The sequence below is a fragment of the Rhodococcus globerulus genome (assembly GCF_019334125.1).
GTDB classification, from domain to species: Bacteria; Actinomycetota; Actinomycetes; order Mycobacteriales; family Mycobacteriaceae; genus Rhodococcus_F; species Rhodococcus_F globerula.
This window is the reverse complement of sequence record NZ_CP079698.1, coordinates 484,232-501,822: the sequence shown is the minus strand read 5'-3', so window position 1 is coordinate 501,822 and position 17,591 is coordinate 484,232. Positions and strand designations below refer to the sequence as shown.

Below are 17,591 nucleotides of genomic sequence, written 5' to 3'. Positions count from 1 at the left end.
ATTCGACATAAAACTGCTGGACGCGTGACCAATCACATCGGTCACGCGCCCAGCGGTTTCATTTCCTCTCACGCGAACTCAGACCAGAAGCTTGAGTTTCAGCTTGATGATCGTTTCCACGTCCAAGCCGAGTCCGTCGACGAGATAGCTGTCGAAGGATTCGTAGTTGTTGTCCAGTTCGTCGAATGCCGCCTGCAGATAACTGGCATCGACCCCGAGGAGCAACCGATAAACCTCGGCGTACTCCTGACCCTTTGCGGCGGCAATACGAGCCACCTTTGCGTCGATCGACGCCGCGGAGTACTCGTTGGTGAGCAGATAGTCCTCCATGATCGTCTCTCGAGATACACCTGCAATGCTCAGTAGCAGCGCCGATGCCCAGCCGGTGCGATCCTTGCCTGCGGTGCAGTGGAAAATCTGCGCACCGGGGGTATCTGCGAGCTGGGTCAACAGCTCACCGAATCCGGCACGGGAGACGGAATCACTGACGGTCGACCGGTAGCCGGACTGGACATACGCCAGCGCTTGCTCTTTTGTGGCAATGGAGGCGACGTCGCCGCTCGGATCAGCCGCAAGGACCTGAATTTTCTCGTAACGAACCCCGCTGGGCAGAGTGTTCGGGTTCGCCGCGATCTCGGCCTCGGTCCGCAGGTCATACACCGCGGTCAGATGGAGCGACTCGAGTGTCGCGAGGTCCTCGGCGCTCGGGGTTATCGCGTTGGCGCGGTAGAACACTCCCTGGCGCACATGCAGGCCGCCGGTTCCGATGTAACCGGCTTCCCGACCTGCCACATCGCGAAAATTGTCCACCGATGCAAGTCGGGGTGCTACGACGGCGGCCGGCGCACTCGAGCCGAGTTCCGACGATCCTGAGAACGGTAGATCAATCGGCGTCGCGGTAGCAGCGCTTGCGCCGGCTAGCACGAACGAACCAGCTGATGCGAGCGCAACACACGTTCGGGCCGCTCGACGCAAGCTCGTGGGGCGATTTGACATCTGATCAATCCTTTCCACAAGGAGCACAAGAAGTTTCGGATATGAACCGCGGTTAGACAGTTGGCGGGGGAAGCAGCTTTCGTGCCGCAGCCTGGGATGCCAGAAGCAACTCGGCCCGATTGTGGCCGCTATTTCTGATTGCCGCCGTTTCGTGCTCTTTCACCACCACGACGGGACCGTTGGCGATATTCGCAAGCCCTTGGGCGGCAACATCGCGAGGGTCCGAAATGCGAAGGCCCGGTGTGTCCATGTTCAAACCTGCGCGGGCCATAGCCGGGGTTCGAGTGAGGCCGAGAACCAATTCGAGCACATCCACGCCATGGTCTTGCATCTCGAGCCACAGCCCTTCGGCGAAAGTTCTGCAGAAAGATTTCACCGCCGAATAAACGCTGATCTGGGCCGAGCCCAAATAGCCGCTCAGCGAGCCCACCAGCAAGATTCCACCACGTCCGCGTTCTCGGAGCCGACCTCCGAAGTGGTGGACGAGCAGCAGTTGACTGGTGATGTTCAAATCTATGACGGACTGAAATCGAGTGAGATCGCCGGTGGCAAATTCGTGACCGTAGGTGTTGGCTCCCGCGTTGTAGATGAACAAGCCGACGTCGATGTCATCTGTTATCTGCCGAATGCGATCAAGTGCATCCGAAGCCAGGAGATCAACCGACAGCGTGCGAACCTCGACGCCTCGAGCGCGGCTGGCATCAGCTGCTTCCGCGAGTGGCCCTTCTTTGCGCGCCAACAGCACCAAGTTGAAACCTTGATCGGCCAACTGGGTGGCGAATTCCGCTCCCACGCCTTCCGATCCACCTGCAATTACTGCCCACGGCCCGTACTTCGCGATGTCCATTGCTCTCCTACCTCGTCATGTGTAATGGCTGCCTGTCATAGTGCAGAGCCCGCTCGGGGAGCGAGAGCGCCCAGCCCGCTGACCGGGACGGAACGACGTTTGTCGGCAACTGATCCCCCAGCGATACTTGAAACTGTTGTAAGGCATAGCCGTACACCGCCAACGGGCCAAGCAGGCGCGTTTCGCAGTCATGCCACAGTGTTGCGCACAGGGATTCTCCCCGAACCTTCGCGCATCAGAGCGAAAGGGACCATGATGAAGACGGACGCACGCCAGCCATAACTCTGCGTCCCGTGAAGTAGTCGACTGATGCGAGGAGTAGTGCAGATATGGGCACCATGAAAGCTGCGGTTGTACATTCGTTCACCGAACCGTTGACGATCGACGATATCGAAGTCCCGGAACCAGGCCCCTTCGAAGCTTTGGTTCGCGTCGAGTATTCCGGTGTCTGCCACACCGATTTACATGCAGCGCACGGCGATTGGCCGGTCAAGCCGTCGCCACCGTTTGTCCCTGGCCACGAAGGCGTCGGGACGGTCATCTCGGTTGGCGAGTCGGTTACCCGGATCAGCGTCGGAGACACTGTCGGCAACGCCTGGCTGTGGAGTGCGTGCGGAGAATGTGAGTACTGCGAAACCGGGTGGGAAACCTTGTGCCCCAACCAGAAGAACGGTGGCTACTCGGTTGACGGATCATTCGGTGAGTACATGCTCGTCGACTCCCGCTACGCGCCGATCATTCCCGCCGGGGTTGATCTCTCCGCGGTGGGTCCGATCCTGTGTGCCGGTGTCACGGTCTACAAAGGACTGAAAGTCACCGACACACGACCAGGGCAATGGGTACTGATCTCCGGAATCGGCGGCCTCGGACACATCGCGGTGCAGTATGCCGTCGCGATGGGGCTCCGCGTGGTTGCCGTCGACGTCGACGACGCCAAACTGGAACTCGCCACCAAACACGGCGCCGAACACACCGTCAACGCAAGCACAGTGGATGATCCTGCCGCAACCATCAGCGCCCTCACCGGCGGCGGAGTTCACGGAGCACTGGTCACAGCCGTCAACGCACACGCCTTCCCCCAAGCGGTCGGCAGTTTGCGCCGCGGCGGCACCGTCTCCCTGGTCGGGCTCCCACCCGAGAAATTCCCCCTCGACATCTTCACCACAGTGCTCTTGGGATTGACTGTGCGTGGCTCGATTGTCGGTACCCGTAAGGACATGACCGAAGCTGTGGACTTTTTCGCCAGGGGGCTGATCAAACCCACCTATTCTCTTCGGAAGCTCGAGGACATCAACAGCATTTTCACCGACATGGAGGCCGGTCAGATCGACGGCCGTATCGTCCTCGATTACACCGCAGGCAAGTCCTGAACTGAACTAGCGACGAGTAACCGTCAGGGCAAAGCCTCGCGGACGCATCGTGAGTTGCTCCTGAACCTCGAGTTCGTAGGACGGGTCCGCTGTGAAGTCGTAACGATGCAGGATCACTGCGAGTGCCATGAGCATTTCGTGATACGCGAACTGGCGTCCGATGCATGCACGTGGTCCGGTGCCGAATGGTTTGTATGCGGCACCGGACCGCGCCCTGACTTGTTCGGGAAGAAAGCGATCCGGGCGGAATTCGTCTGCGTCCGCGCCCCACACGGCTTTGTCGCAGTGGACGCGCTGCAGGACAACCATGACCCAGTCGCCCTTCTTGAAGGCGTATTTCCCACCGAGGAGAGTGTCTTCCTTGGCTTCGCGGAAATATCCCGGAGCCGTCGGCCACAGCCGAAGTGTTTCGTCGAGCACTCGCCGTACCGCGCGCAACTTTCCCACCTGATCGAACTCGACCGCCGGAATCTCCCGGGACGGCCACAACGCGTCAACCTCCGCCCGAGCCTTTACGGCTTCCTCGGGATGCTGGGACAACAGCCACAGCGCAAAAGACAAAGCGCCGGCCGAGGTCTCGTGGCCGGCAACGAGGAAGGTCAAGATCTGGTAGCGGATGTTGACCGGATCAAGCCTTTCCCCGGTGTCCGGGTCGACCGACTCCAGCATCAAGGTCAGGAGGTCAGGTCGATCGGCACTGTTCACTTGCCGATCTTCGACAACTCGATCGACCACCGCGTTCAGATACTCGACGTCCGCGGTGTGGCGGCGACGGCGTCGGCGGTCGAATAATGCCCGGCCCGGAATCGGGAGGCCCTTCTGCTGAATGTATTCCAGAGCTCCGAGCATCGCCGTCACAAACGGATCGATATCCTCGCGATCGTAGGAATTGAATCGATAGCCGAATCCTGCTCTGCCAATTGTCTCGAGGGTCAGTTTGCTCATCTCCTCGGACACGTCGACGGGAGCATCGGCATGGTCCCAGGCCCCGACCATCTCCCTGACGACATCGAGCATGGTGTCGTGATAACTGCGCATCGCCGCTTGTGTGAAGCCGGGCATCAAGATCGCGTGAGCTTTGGACCAGTTCGGTTCGTCATTTTCGGCTGTGAACAATCCGTCACCCGAAATCGGCCGCAGCTGACGTAGCGGCCGGGCAAGGTTCTTTTGCCAGCGCTTTTCGTCATTCACATCCTCGGCCAGGTCGACCCCGCCGATGAAGCTCAATCGCATTGTCAGAATTCGACGCTGGTAGATCGGACCGAGCGACGCCAGAATCCGTGCCGTGTTCTGCATCGGCTTGACGGGGTCCAGCCCGATGATGTCGCCGAGAATCGGCACTCGCCGCGGAGGGTGGGGCGGAACTTCGATGCTCACTGACGACTCCTGGCTGTTGGCACTGACATCCGCCGGAAGTCTACGGGGCAGCTCGGTGACACCCACTTCGCGAGACCCAAGACTGCTACCGACATCATGAAGCCGCTGGATTCCGTCGGGTGCCGACGGCCCTCTCGTGCGAAGAGTCAGTCAGTTATCGACATTTCAGTGCATCAATAGCACTGTGTACCACCGAGTTCGCATGGGATGGCTTTCGACAGCGCAATTCGCCATTCCCATGGCAACGGAAGGAACCAGATCCAACCACCTGCGATCATCGCGAACCCCTCAATCCCCTGCATCGCACTACGTCGAATTCACGTATCCACCGTTCGACCGGCCTCACTGAGATTTTCCGACGGTATCGAAGGGCGACCCAGGACCGTCAAGACCGTTGATCCGGTTGAGTCGGGCTTCGAGCATCGCGACATGTTCGGGTCGGCAGTGGGTCGTAAGCCGCATCAACAGTGCGCGGAGCCGATCGACGGTCATGGGTGACGTAGTGGCGCTGGCGATCACGTCATCGAGCCCGATCTGGACATAGTCGTCCAGAGTGGGGCGAGACAGCACTACTCGGACGTGCCCGGAAGAGTCGGTGATGTATGTCGGCGCAGTGTCGACAGACGCCACGCGGGTAAGCAGATCTTCGATTTCGTCTAGAGCTTGCACCGCGGTGGCCGGATCGTTGACGGCCGGAGACAGGGCTCTCAGAGCGATGTCTGCCAAGAGCCGGAGCGCGAGTAACGGGTCACCGTCGAATGTGCGTTCGTGGCGAGTGACCAGAGCATCGAGAAATGTTGGTGCCGAGAGTGACCCACGATGTACGTCGGCAACGGACGCACCGTACAGCAGTGTATCGCCTTGCATGACCTGAAGAACGACGACTACCTGAGCAACGGTCGCTGCCTCGAGCAAATCGTCGATGATGATCTCATGCAGCACGGCTGGCGGGTTGGGCCATACGATGGTTGTGTGATCGGCAGGCAGCGCCAATGGCGGTGACGGTGATTCCGAACCCCTCGTGCTGTAGTACGCGCCAAGGACTGCGCGGCCCCGACTGCCTATCGATTTCAGAACCGGTGCCAGCTGGATAGCGGCAAAAGAGTGAATCTGAAGCGCTCGCAGAAATGCCAGCATGGCGAGCAGGAGTAGTACCGCGATAATGGGAACGACCACGGAAACTCGGGCGCGGTTGCCGATGGCGAGTGCTGCGGTGATGGAGAATACGGCCTGCCCCACCGCGAAAGCGAAGGTTCGCCACACGATCGGATCGTCGCGGAACAGCGTCAGCCGGGGTGTGAAAGTTGTTGCTGCCCACTGTACAACAAGAAACAGCAACGAGAATATAACCGCGATGGAACCCAGCAATCCCAGCCCTACCGCAACCAACATATCGGTCACCTGGCGGGCTGGGACTGTTGGCCCGAATTCGACGAGTGGCATCAAAAGACCCAAACTCACACCGGCAAAGATCGAAACAAGCTGGCTCAACCCCGCTCGCCACCGACGGCGTCCGCGAAGAAATCCATGCTCGACCGGCTTGCTCATCGCCCTATCCGCTCGAAGTCATCGAAGCTCACTCTCGAGCATTGCCCGCCCCCTGGTGCTGTTGGCGTGATACCGCAACCCTCGAGATGCCCGACGAGCCGATGAGGCGGATCTGGGGTACACCGGTGAGCTGATCAGATCGTTTTTGTAGCGTCTGGCCGCCAGGTCGCAACTGCCCAGATCACCACGACATCGAGCGCAATGATCACGATCGACCACAGTGGGTAGTACGGCAGCCACAGGAAATTGGCCACGATCGAGAGCGCTGCGATGACAAAGGCCATCCCGCGGGCCCATGTCTGTCCCACGAACAGCCCCAACGACACCGCAATGCCGATGATTCCGAGGATGATATGTATCCAACCCCACGTCGTGACGTCGAATTTGAACGCGTAGTTGGTTCCGACCACTACGATATTGTTGTCGGCGAGAGCAGCGATACCTTGCAGGAGAGCAACGACACCTGCGACAAACAGCAGGGCAGCCGCCGCTACCGTAGTACCAATCGCAAAGCCCTGTCGGACAGGATGGTTCGCGGGAGCTTGGTTCGGAGCAGTCATGACGTCCCCTTCATCGGCAGAATAGCGTGTGAACAGTTTCCCGAGATTCAGTAGGGCGAACATCACCCCGAACGGGTGAACCCACACTCATGTATTGGTTGGAACGGTATGCCGCTGCTGTACTTCAGTAATGTACTCACGGATGGCGTCCCGATTCTTGACCAGAAAGCGAATTTTCTCGTCCAGCCCGGACGCTTCCGCCTCGAGCATCGCCAGCATCTCCGGTGTTACATCATTCATATGAATGACGCGTTCTTGATCCAGACACGGAAGGATCTGCCGAATCACTCGCGTCGGAAATCCCATCTCCAACAACCCTCGTATCTGGAAAACCCGATCGACCATACGTTCGTCGTAGTCCCGGTAGCTGTTTTCGGATCGTCTCGGAGCGATCAGGCTTTGTTCCTCGTAGTAGCGCAACAGCCGCCGAGATACCCGCGTGGCCGTCGAAAGCTCGCCTATCTTCATGTAGTTGAGGATGTTTCGAGCGAACCGAGGTGCAGGCGCTCACGCAGCGTGCCGGTCAGGCGATTCGATCCGAACACTAAGCCGAGTTGCTGAAGGACGAGTGGGATATCCGAGCCGTTCACCGCCGGCCGTAGTCGCACACCGTCTGCACCAGCTGCCACAAGCTCTTCGATCCGACGGACGAGTTCACCCACCGAACCGACAAATATTTCGGTGTCCGACGAATACGGTGCGCCTGACAGTTCGTCGAGTGACCTCTTCATGGTCACTGCCTCGTGGCGAGTCGCACCGAGGAAGACGACAAGATCCACCAGAGTAGTCAGCGGTCTAGCGATCAAGTCTCGTTGCACTGCAGTGCATTCAGAGTCCACAGCATTCAATACGTCGCCGATGGAGACCCCGTTCGTGCTCGGAGTCGGCGTCACCAGAATCACGTCAGCTGCCGCGGTCGCCAACTTGTAGGGCACGTGGGCGTGATGTGCCAGCGCGAGAACGACGGGTTGCATATCCGTGGTGACCGGGACGCCGAGTGGGCCTGCGATGTCGTAGGTCGCGGTCGTGATTGGCTGGGCCGAGATCTTGTTGACATCGACGAATCGTCCGTCCGTCCCGTCTGAGAGTGCGTCTTCCGTCCAGGTCGACCACAGTGCTCGGAGTATCTCAATCGACTCGGTGGCTTTCGAGAAAACTGGCGCCAGTCGGGTTCCGATCTTCTCGGGAAAGTAAATGTCGGACTCTTTCAGGTCCGGAACGGGCTGCGGGCGGACGAAATGATGTGTGTCGATGCTTCGCGAAGTGATCTGGGCACGAAGCCCGACTCTGCCTCCGCTCAGGACGTTGAGCGATGCTATTTCGGTGGCGATACCGTACGGCTCGCTGTGGGTGAGGTTTCTCGCGGCGATCACGCCAAGTTGTTGTGTTCCGAATACGGCCAGCGCGGTCAGCGCGACCGGCGACAGTCGGCCGCGCACCTGGTCCTCCTTGCAGTCCATTGCCCGGAAGTCCGACGACTGAAGCCCGATCGATTCCTCGAAGGTCACGAAATCTACGACGGATGCATCGATGTCACGCAACAACGCCAACCAATACGGAGCAGTGAACAGTTCGGCCGGCGTGTGACCCTGTAGTCGCCACGCCGCTGGATGCCATCCGGCAGGTTCCAAAGCGATGCCGATTATGGGTAAGCGGTGGGACTGTGGTGCGTTCATATGTGAACCTGATCTTCCTGATGGATGTGTGCGGGAGATCGGAACCCGCCACCGCGAGCGGTCAATATGATCACTACGGAGAGTAGGGCGAGTGTCACCGTCCACCACGGCAGAGATCGAGCGCCGTTGAGGGTCAGTAGAACTCCGCCCAACACCGCTCCTGCAGCCATAGCACCATTCCACAGCGTTGTAAGAAGTGCCTGAGCGTCGTCTGCATGCGAGCCTGCGGCAACCGCTGCCGACGTTTGCAGCAGAGTCGGAATTCCTCCCCACCCCAGGCCCCATATTGCGGCAGCGACATAGACGAGCAGTGAATCCTCGGTAGTGACGGCCAGAACGGTTGCGGCAACTGCAATCGAGACGGCACTGACCACGGAGAAGGTCCGAAGCTTCGTGTGAATATGTTGACCTACAACAACAATGCTGATCAGGCATGCCACTCCGAACGCCAATAGAATGAGGTCGGTATCGCCTCCCATACCGATCGCCTCGAGGAACGGGGCAATGTACGCGTACATGATCGTGTGCCCCAACACCACAGTGAAGGTCACGATCAGAACCGCGTCGACACCGGGGATTCGTGCGGCCCCGAACATGCTCCGCTGTTTCCGGTTTCGCGGCCGGCCAGGACGATCCGGAACTGTCAACCCGATCGCAACGAGTAACGCAACAGCCAGACCCGACATGAGATAGAACGGCACACGCCACCCGGCGGCGTTTCCCAAGAATGTTCCGAACGGAACGCCGAACGCCAGAGCCAGCGGAATTCCTGCCATAGCCACCGCGATGGCGCGGCCCTCGAGATGTTTCGGGGCAAGACTTCTGGCGTACCCGGCAAGCAACGCCCACGCAATCCCCGCAGCAACTCCCGCGGCAAAGCGAGCGGTCATCGTCAGAACATAGTCGGAAGAAAATGCGGTGACGGTGTTGGCGACCGCAAACCCGAGAATCGCGCTCAGCAGTAACACTTTCCGGGACCACGACGCCGTCGCTGCAACCAAGGGAACCGTCGTCAGCGCCGTTCCCAGCGCGTAGACCATGATCGTCTGCCCGGCAGCGGATTCACTGACATCGAGACTGTCACTGATTGCGGGTAGCACTCCAGCCGGGAGAGTCTCCGTCAGGCTGGTGATGAAGACGCACGCGAACAAGGCCAGTAGCGGGACTCTCGGAAGCTTGTCCGGAAGACGTTGGTTGGTGCCGAGAACTTGTTGCTGTGAAGCGATGTCATCTGCCATGGACCGATTGTCAACCCTCACATCAATGTGAGGGTCAAGCATTCCACGCGTATCGGATCGCGAGTCAATCATTGTGATGCCGTGTGAGTTTCGTTCGTCCAGTCGAGAAACTGGCCATGGGCACCGGCTAACCCATGAGGTACACCGTCGAGAGAGACGACAAACTTACCGCGACGCGTCTGCGTTGACGTCGTCAACCGGTTGTCGATGGCCGGAAGGACTCCGACCCCTTCATTGGCAATCCAGTGACATGGAAGCGAACCCACAGTGTCCACGAACGCCGCTCGATCCGACGGGGCGAGGTAGCTGAGAACAGCACTGTGAAAGACCACCACAGTTGTGCCTCGAGGTGTCTGCTCGACGAGGTCCGCAATGGTGGAATTGAGATCACCGCGAATCAGATGTGGCGGATCCTCTCGAGCGAGGGCGGCAGCGTCTCGCAATCGCTGTCTGCGATGCTCCTGCTCGGGCCACACGAGACTCTCCAACCAACTCATGTCGTCGGCGTTGGTCACATCGAGTGGATTGAGGTCGATGCCCGCCCGGTACACCACTTCTGGGGCCTTTTGCGGAATCGGCGGATTTCCGTTCGTCGCACATTCGAGCAGCACCGTGGACGGACCGTCTACCGGATGCAGATACCGGTTGCCGTCGTAGAGGTAGCTGTACCGGTCCGGATACAGACACAGGCCAGCGGACGCGCCGACCTCGATCAGGGCGAACGGACCCTTCAACAGTCCGAGGACGGGAAGCAGCACGGCGTCGCGACCCGTTTCGTTGGTCTGGGTAGTCCGGGTGCGTGCGAGTTGTTCGACCTCGAACCAGTGCGCACTCACCCACCGACGAAACGACTCGTACGGAGCTATCGGGGCACCGAGATGACGGCTGGCGCCGAAGACCAGGTTCGGTTGCCGTCGGGGTTCTGGAAGTCGATCGATGAGGGCGAGGACCGCTGGGTCCTGTGAGACCCTGAAACCCCAGTCCTCGTAGATCGCCGAATTTCCTCGCGCTTCCACTTCCGCGAATGATCGGTACCAGAGCGAAGTGTCCACCATCGATGTCTACCGAACGTGGTGGGGTTCGGGAAGGTTTTCGATCACGCTGAACAAGAACGACGGGGCCGCCGAGTGGATTCCCCACTGAGCGGCCCCGCATCTCGCTGTCCTACGACGTCGAATCAGGTGTGATCCAAGCGTTTCCGAACAGCATGATGCCGTCGGCGCTCGGCGTGATTCCGTAGACGTTCTTGCTCCACGGAATGAAGTACTTACCCGTGTTGACGACCAGCATGGGAGCCGTCTCGTTGACAAGGGTCTGGATTTTCTCGATCACTTTCGTGCGATCTTCGTCGGTCGGCGCCGATTGCATCTCGATCAGAAGGGAATCCATGGTCGCGTTCTTGTACCCGATCACATTCGACGACGATTCGCTGTACAGGTTGCCGTACATCCGGACGAACGGCGATTCGTCGAGCACGTTGAAGCCTGCATACCCGATGTCGTAATCATGTTGGGCGTACATGGTTTTCACGAGGTCGTTGATGCTGGTCGTGTACACGATCTCGACCGTGAATCCGACGGCCTGCAGCATTGCCTGGAACGCCAGCGCACTGCGCTGGGTGGCCGGGTCGTTCAAGCCCACATAGGTGAGCTTGCCGTCGTATCCGTCCGCCTTGGCTTCGCCCAGGAACTTCTTTGCAGCCTCGGGGTCGTACCCGTTTCCGGCGACGGATCCGTGCCACCGCGACCACGACTGGAACATATCGCTGCCGGGCATTCCGTAGCCGGCTTCGACCCGCTCGTTGAACGTATCGGGGTTGAATGCCGCCACGATCGCCTTACGAACCCGGACGTCGGACGCCGCTCGCCCCTCACGCTGATTGATGTTGCCGACACCGCCCATATTCACGGTGTAGACGTATCCCACGTCTCCCGCGCTCAGAGCGTTATGAACAACCTCTGCGCCTCGTAGGTATGCGGCCTGGACACCACCGGTGTGCAGGGCGTCGAGTTTGGCCTGCTCACTGACGATCGCTGGGAAGCGCAATGTGTCGAGATTCGGCTTGCCGTTCCAGTACGCGGAGTTGGCCGCGAGCACCAATTCATCCTGAGAGGCGAACTTCTCGACGACGAAGGGGCCCGCTCCGATCGGCGCGAATGCTCCTGTTGTCATCGACGACGGTGCCACGATCATCCCGGGACCGGTGGTGAACATGATCGGGAACTCGTTCCACGGCTGCTTCAACGTGAAGACGACGGTAGCCGGATCGGGCGACTGTACGTCGGCAACGGTTGCCTTCCACACCTGGGTGTGAGTCCCCTTCTTCTCCAGATAGTGGTTGATACTCCACAACACCGCGGCGCCGTCCACCGGTGTCCCGTCACTGAATTTCGCTCCGTCGCGAAGCGTCAACGTCCAGACGCTGTTGTCCCCGTTGGCTTCGAGCGATTGTGCGAGTTGCGGTTCGAACGCCTTCGTTTCGGGGTCGTACCGCACGAGGAGGTCGTAGATCGCGGCCATTTCGTTGCCGCCGGTCGCACCGCCATCCTGCCGGTCGGCTGGATCGAGGCTGCTGACGCCGTTGTACGTCGCAAAGGACAGCGTTCCACCAGACGTCGGTTCACCTCCGTCCCCCTGATCGCCGACCAGTCCGGTCGTCACGTCCGACGTATCGGTCTCCGAACCCGATCCGCCGCCGGCACAGCCTGCAACAAGCATTGTCGCCGCCGCCAGAGCAGTGAACGTGGTCGCGGCACGAGCGAATGAACTACGACGCATGTAGACCTTCTTTCCTAGGGTGTTCGGGAGGATATACCGTTCAGCGCGTGATTGATTCGGGAATCGGCCGAGCGCCACGCACCAGTCGTCCTGGTAGGGCGCCGGTGTGCTCGCCCTCCTCGAAGACAACTTCACCCGCGACAACAGTTGCGACATAGCCGGTCGCGGTTTGCATCAACCGACGACCACCGGTTGGCAAGTCGTACAGCACTTCCGGTTGGTCAGCCTGTAGCCGGTCGAAATCGATCACGTTCAGGTCCGCCCGGTACCCCGGCAGTACCTGCCCGCGGTCAAGTAGACCAACCACCGCGGCTGTGTCCACGGTGTGCCGCTTGATCAACCACTCGATGGGAAACAATGATTCGGGGTTCCGGTGGTCACGACCCCAGTGCGTGAGCAGTGTTGTCGGAAAGCTTGCGTCGCAGATAGCGCCGCAATGCGCACCACCGTCACCGAGCGCCGGCACGGTATCCGGCCGAGCGAGCATCTCGCGGACGGCATCCAAATTCCCACCCGCGTAGTTGAGCATCGGGAAATACAGCAGACCACGACCGTCTTGCGCCATCATCGCATCGTAGGCAACCTCGACCGGCGACACACCGGAACGCTCAGCAAGCGCAGCGACCGAATCATTCGGTCCCGGTTCGTAGTTGGGCGGGTCGCCAAGAAGGTAGACGCTCTCGAACTTGGTCGAGAGTCTCTGCACGAACTCACTGTCCGATACCGGATTCTCCGCCAGAAGGGCCGCTTTGACCTCGGGGCGGGACAGCTGCACCACTCTCTCCTCGCGAGGAAGATCCGCGAGTGCCGCATAGCTGGGATACGCCATGAACGGATGCCAGCTCAGCTCCCAGCCGAGCATGACTCCGACAGCTCTCGGTGCCACCTGGCCGGTGATCGAAATATTCTGTTGCGCAGAGACTTCCGCCAGCCCATCCAGTAGTGACCGCCACTTGTCCGGCGCCCGGTCACTCTGGACGATGGACACGGACATCGGCCGCTGCGCTGCCTCGACTATGGCGCTGACAAACTCCATCTCCTCAGGTTCGTCCATGAAATCGGAGATGAAATCGATGACACCGGCCCCTGCCTTCGCCAGACCATGTGCCAGCCCGGTCAACTCCTCCCGAGACGCCGTCAGACTGGGCGTCGGCTCGCCGGCAGACGTCTTGTGCACCGCAGACCGCGACGTCGACCAACCGAGCGCACCAGCCTCGACTGCCTCGGCAACAAGGTCACGCATCCGGTCCATTTCAGCGTCGGTCGGCCGGGCCAGATGGTCACCTCCGCGCTCCCCCATTACATACGTGCGAAGTGCGCCGTGTGGCAGTTGCGCGGCAAAGTCGATGGCATGCGGCGTATCGATCGCGTCGAGATAGTCGGGAAAAGACTCCCAGTTCCAGCTCATCCCTTCAGCAAGAACACTTCCGGGAATGTCCTCAACGCCTTCCATCAAGCTGATCAGCCAGTCGCGCTGCTCGGGTTTGACGGGTGCAAAGCCAACTCCACAGTTACCCATCACCACGGTGGTGACGCCGTGCAACGACGACGGTGTCAACAACGTGTCCCACGTGACCTGTCCGTCGTAATGCGTGTGGATGTCGACAAACCCGGGGGCGACAAGCTTTCCGGACGCGTCGATCTCACGACGCCCTGCCTCGGGTACCACACCGACGACGGTGATCGTGCCGCCGTCGACAGCCACGTCTGCCCGCCGCGGCACGCTGCCCGTTCCGTCCACAACGGTCCCACCGCGAATCACCAGATCATGCATGGTCTACTGCCTCCGTCGAATCGGACTGCTGGGCAACGCCTTCGAACAAACGCGCTGTTGCTGCTGCGACTGCGGCAGCGGCCGCTGCCGCAGCCGCCGATACAGCCGTGAACTGGAGAAATCCGTGCGGCAGGCTTGGGAGGTGCTGCACCTCGACGGGCACCCCGGAACCGCGCAGCCGCTCGGCATATTCGAGGCCCTCGTCCAGCAATGGATCGTGTCCACCGACAACTACGACGGCCGGCGGCAGCCCGGACAGGTCCGCAGCGCGAATCGGTGCAAGATCGGGAGAGGTCCGGGCGTCCACGTCGGGGCAGTAATGATCGAGAAACCATCCCATCTCCCGCGCACCGAGGAACACTCCTGAGTTGGCGACGTAGGAATCCCGCGTCAGATCGGCGTCCACCACCGGATAGATGAGCACCTGCCCCAAAAGGTTGACGGCGTCATCGGACCGCATCAATTGCGCGCTCACCGCTGCGAGATTGCCGCCGGCGCTGTCACCCGTGACGACAATCCGTGGATCCAGCCCTTCGGATTCTGAAGCGACCCAGCGCAGCACCGTCAACGCATCATCCACGGCGGCCGGGAACGGGTGTTCCGGTGCCAGCCGGTAATCCACGCTCACTACCGGGACGCCAGCAGTCTCGGCGAGCAGCCGGCACATCGGGTCCGCGTAATCGAAATCCCCGGTGACCCAACCTCCGCCATGGAAATGCACGACGGTACCGGCGTGTGTCTCGTCCACCGGCCGGTAGATCCGCACCGAAACCCCGTCACCTACTGCATGCGTTTCGATCGACGCCACCTCGGGCCCAGGTGCGCAGGCCTGCAGCGCACCTCGTATCCGCTCACGCGCATCCGCTGGAGACAGCTCAACCATCGGCGGAAGCCCTGCCCCCGACGCCGCGTCCGCGACGGCCTGAAATGCCGGATCCAACGCACTTCGCTCCTGCACACCGCTTGTCATGAACTAGAATCTAACTCTAGTCTGTGAATATGACAACGGTCACATCAAAATCGCGAGTCGGCGTGCGGCTGTGTTTACGAGCGTCGAACGCCGCCTTCGCTCAGACCGTGCCGTTCAACGAAAAGATCATGTCGACAGTGCGATCGAGCAGTCGATGAACCTCGGCGGCTTCCTGACGTCCCAATCCGAAAAGTACCAACTGATGAGTCAACACAGCGGTCACAATCGACACGATGTCCGCAGCGTCGCCCGCGGGCAGATCGGCAAGTTGCGCGCGATACGAGATCAGCACCTGGTCGGAGAATTCGGCAAAGATCTCGGACACGATCGGATCCGTCGACTGTCTGAGTGTGCTTTGCAGACGAAGAAAACTCGGATACTCCTCGAACCGACGGACCGAGTGGTGCAAGCGCACCCGTATCCGCTCGGCGGGCGAGCGCGACGTATCAACCGGGTTTCCGTGCTTGATCGGATCCGTCGCCGACCAGTCTCGCAACACCGCCGCATACAGGTGCTCCTTGGACGTGAAATACCGATATACAGTTCCGAGCGCAACGCCGGAACCCTCTGCAACATCACGGATTTGGATGCGCTCGAACTCGTCCGCAACCAACAACTCGCCGGCGACATCGATGATGTGTTGGCGCCGCGCCTGTTGACCTTTGGGCAACGACGCGGGATCCAATTGCGCCGGCCTGTCGTTGGGCCCTGCGTCCACGTTTGCATTCCTCCCGTTACATCCGAACAGCGTGCGGCGTACTCACAGCCTGCACTGATGCTACTGGCACATCCCGTCGTCCCCGCCCCTCACCGTGAATCGAGGCAGTCCCCATGCTGAACAACCCTCCGCAGACTCCAGATTGCGACGCAATTGTCGTGGGCGCCGGATTCGCCGGCCTCTATGCGCTGCACAGCCTTCGGCAACGAGGCCTCTCCGTTCGAGGGTTCGAAGCAGGTAGCAGCGTCGGCGGAACCTGGTTCTGGAACCGCTACCCCGGCGCCCGGTGCGATGTCGACAGCGCCGACTACTCGTATTCATTTGACGACGACCTTCAGCAGGAATGGATCTGGACAGAACGCTTCCCCGCGCAGCCTGAGATTCTCTCGTATCTCGAGCACGTCGCCGATCGATTCGACCTGTGCAAGGAGATCACATTCGGAATTCGTGTGACATCAGCCGATTTCGACGAAACGGCGGGATTGTGGACGATCACGACCGACGACGGAGATTCTGTCACCGGTCGGTGGGTCGTCATGGCAACCGGTGCACTCTCATCCGCGCGAATGCCAGAATTAGCCGGCCAGCAGGATTTCCGCGGCGAGGTCCATCACACCGGACACTGGCCGTCTCAGGGTGTCGAGTTCACGGGTAAGCGCGTGGGCGTCATCGGTACCGGATCGTCCGGGGTACAGGCGATCCCGCTCATCGCCGAGCAGGCCGAACACCTCACCGTATTCCAGCGGACCCCGGGATTTGTCATCCCAGCGCGCAACCGGCCACTCGGACCCGACGAACTCGACGAGATCAAGGCCGACTACCCCACCCGCCGCCAGAACCTGCGCGAATCCCACGGTGGCTGGATTCTCCCGCCGCCCGTCGGGCTGGCACTCGAAACCGCGCCGGAAGTCCGTGACAAGGAATACGAGAGCCGCTGGGCCGGCGGCGGAATCGCCTTCCAGAACACCTTCGGCGACATCATGATCAGCGTCGACGCCAACGAGACCGCCGCTGAATTCGTACGATCGAAGATCCGCGACACCGTCGAAGATCCCACTACGGCAGAGGCACTGTGCCCCAAGGGGTATCCATTGGGTTCGAAGCGGTTGTGCATCGGAACCGACTATTACGAGACTTTCAACCGCGACAACGTCACGCTGGCGGACCTCCGCGCCGCACCGATCGAGCACATTGTGCCCGAGGGAATCCAGACCTCAGCGGGACTGCACGAACTCGACATGATCGTCTACGCCACGGGATTCGACGCCATGACCGGCGCGTTGAACGCCATCGACATCCGCGGGCGCGATGGCATAGCACTACGCGAGACCTGGGCGGCTGGGCCACGCACGTATCTCGGCGTTGCGGTTGCGGGCTTCCCCAACATGTTTGTCCTCACCGGACCCGGCAGCCCCTCGGTCTTGTCCAACGTCGTGGTCTCGATCGAACAGCACGTCGAGTGGGTAGTGGACTACATCGACCATATGCGCCGCGTCGGCACGCAGTTCGCCGAAGCTACCCATGCCGCTCAAGAGCAGTGGGTAGACCACGTGACCTCCATTGCCGCGGATAGTCTCTATATGCAAGCGGATTCGTGGTATCTCGGCGCCAATGTTCCCGGTAAACCAAGAATTTTCATGCCATATATCGGCGGCGTCGGAAACTATCGAAACCTCTGTACTCAAATCGCCGCCGACAATTACCGCGGGTTCACAACGACCCCCGAACTCGCGTAGCTG

General features: G+C 60.4%; 15 protein-coding genes. 2 read left to right on the top strand and 13 right to left on the bottom strand.

What is annotated here, in order from left to right:
* Window positions 1-78 precede the first annotated feature (78 nt).
* Together KYT97_RS02265 and KYT97_RS02260 are read right to left on the bottom strand one after the other, a co-directional pair.
* The gene (locus KYT97_RS02265) at window positions 79-996 is read right to left on the bottom strand and encodes a tyrosine-protein phosphatase (protein ID WP_219111673.1); all 918 of its coding nucleotides are present in this window, start codon (window positions 994-996) and stop codon (window positions 79-81) included.
* 52 nt (window positions 997-1,048) lie between these two features.
* Window positions 1,049-1,843 (bottom strand): SDR family NAD(P)-dependent oxidoreductase, encoded by a 795-nt coding sequence (locus KYT97_RS02260; RefSeq protein WP_033234692.1) that lies wholly within the window; start codon window positions 1,841-1,843, stop codon window positions 1,049-1,051.
* A gap of 329 nt (window positions 1,844-2,172) precedes the next feature.
* Here KYT97_RS02260 and adhP point away from each other — a divergent pair, with 329 nt between their 5' ends.
* On the top strand, window positions 2,173-3,213 hold the full coding sequence (adhP, locus tag KYT97_RS02255; RefSeq protein WP_172935399.1) for an alcohol dehydrogenase AdhP: 1,041 nt from the start codon (window positions 2,173-2,175) through the stop codon (window positions 3,211-3,213).
* A 6-nt stretch (window positions 3,214-3,219) separates the two neighbouring features.
* On the opposite strand, the gene KYT97_RS02250 is transcribed toward adhP, so the two are convergent.
* The 11 genes from KYT97_RS02250 to KYT97_RS02200 all read right to left on the bottom strand — a co-directional run bounded on the left by KYT97_RS02250 (window position 3,220) and on the right by KYT97_RS02200 (window position 15,852).
* Window positions 3,220-4,590 (bottom strand): cytochrome P450, encoded by a 1,371-nt coding sequence (locus tag KYT97_RS02250; protein ID WP_219111672.1) that lies wholly within the window; start codon window positions 4,588-4,590, stop codon window positions 3,220-3,222.
* Between the two features lie 342 nt (window positions 4,591-4,932).
* Window positions 4,933-6,138: a DUF2254 family protein gene (locus KYT97_RS02245; RefSeq protein WP_219111671.1), complete on the bottom strand. Its 1,206-nt coding sequence runs from the start codon at window positions 6,136-6,138 to the stop codon at window positions 4,933-4,935.
* Window positions 6,139-6,272: 134 nt separating this feature from the next.
* On the bottom strand, window positions 6,273-6,698 hold the full coding sequence (locus KYT97_RS02240; RefSeq protein ID WP_033234969.1) for a DUF7144 family membrane protein: 426 nt from the start codon (window positions 6,696-6,698) through the stop codon (window positions 6,273-6,275).
* An 87-nt stretch (window positions 6,699-6,785) separates the two neighbouring features.
* Window positions 6,786-7,166 carry a MerR family transcriptional regulator gene (locus KYT97_RS02235; RefSeq protein WP_095886150.1) on the bottom strand — a complete coding sequence of 127 codons (381 nt, stop codon included), beginning with the start codon at window positions 7,164-7,166 and terminating at the stop codon, window positions 6,786-6,788.
* The gene (locus KYT97_RS02230) at window positions 7,163-8,374 is read right to left on the bottom strand and encodes an LLM class oxidoreductase (protein WP_219111670.1); all 1,212 of its coding nucleotides are present in this window, start codon (window positions 8,372-8,374) and stop codon (window positions 7,163-7,165) included. Before KYT97_RS02230 ends, KYT97_RS02235 begins: the two co-directional genes overlap by 4 nt.
* Complete coding sequence (locus KYT97_RS02225; RefSeq protein ID WP_245005994.1) at window positions 8,371-9,612, bottom strand: MFS transporter; 1,242 nt, start codon at window positions 9,610-9,612, stop codon at window positions 8,371-8,373. Before KYT97_RS02225 ends, KYT97_RS02230 begins: the two co-directional genes overlap by 4 nt.
* Before the next feature lie 68 nt (window positions 9,613-9,680).
* Window positions 9,681-10,664: a DUF2332 domain-containing protein gene (locus tag KYT97_RS02220; RefSeq protein WP_219111668.1), complete on the bottom strand. Its 984-nt coding sequence runs from the start codon at window positions 10,662-10,664 to the stop codon at window positions 9,681-9,683.
* A 112-nt stretch (window positions 10,665-10,776) separates the two neighbouring features.
* Window positions 10,777-12,390 (bottom strand): ABC transporter substrate-binding protein, encoded by a 1,614-nt coding sequence (locus tag KYT97_RS02215; RefSeq protein WP_219111667.1) that lies wholly within the window; start codon window positions 12,388-12,390, stop codon window positions 10,777-10,779.
* 40 nt (window positions 12,391-12,430) lie between these two features.
* Complete coding sequence (locus KYT97_RS02210) at window positions 12,431-14,164, bottom strand: N-acyl-D-amino-acid deacylase family protein (RefSeq protein WP_219111666.1); 1,734 nt, start codon at window positions 14,162-14,164, stop codon at window positions 12,431-12,433.
* Window positions 14,157-15,134, bottom strand: a complete 978-nt coding sequence (locus KYT97_RS02205; protein WP_230590162.1) for an alpha/beta hydrolase — start codon at window positions 15,132-15,134, stop codon at window positions 14,157-14,159. Before KYT97_RS02205 ends, KYT97_RS02210 begins: the two co-directional genes overlap by 8 nt.
* Before the next feature lie 100 nt (window positions 15,135-15,234).
* On the bottom strand, window positions 15,235-15,852 hold the full coding sequence (locus KYT97_RS02200; protein WP_033234697.1) for a TetR/AcrR family transcriptional regulator: 618 nt from the start codon (window positions 15,850-15,852) through the stop codon (window positions 15,235-15,237).
* Between the two features lie 113 nt (window positions 15,853-15,965).
* Between KYT97_RS02200 and KYT97_RS02195 the strand changes: the two genes are divergently transcribed.
* Window positions 15,966-17,588 carry a flavin-containing monooxygenase gene (locus KYT97_RS02195; protein ID WP_219111665.1) on the top strand — a complete coding sequence of 541 codons (1,623 nt, stop codon included), beginning with the start codon at window positions 15,966-15,968 and terminating at the stop codon, window positions 17,586-17,588.
* Window positions 17,589-17,591 lie beyond the last annotated feature (3 nt).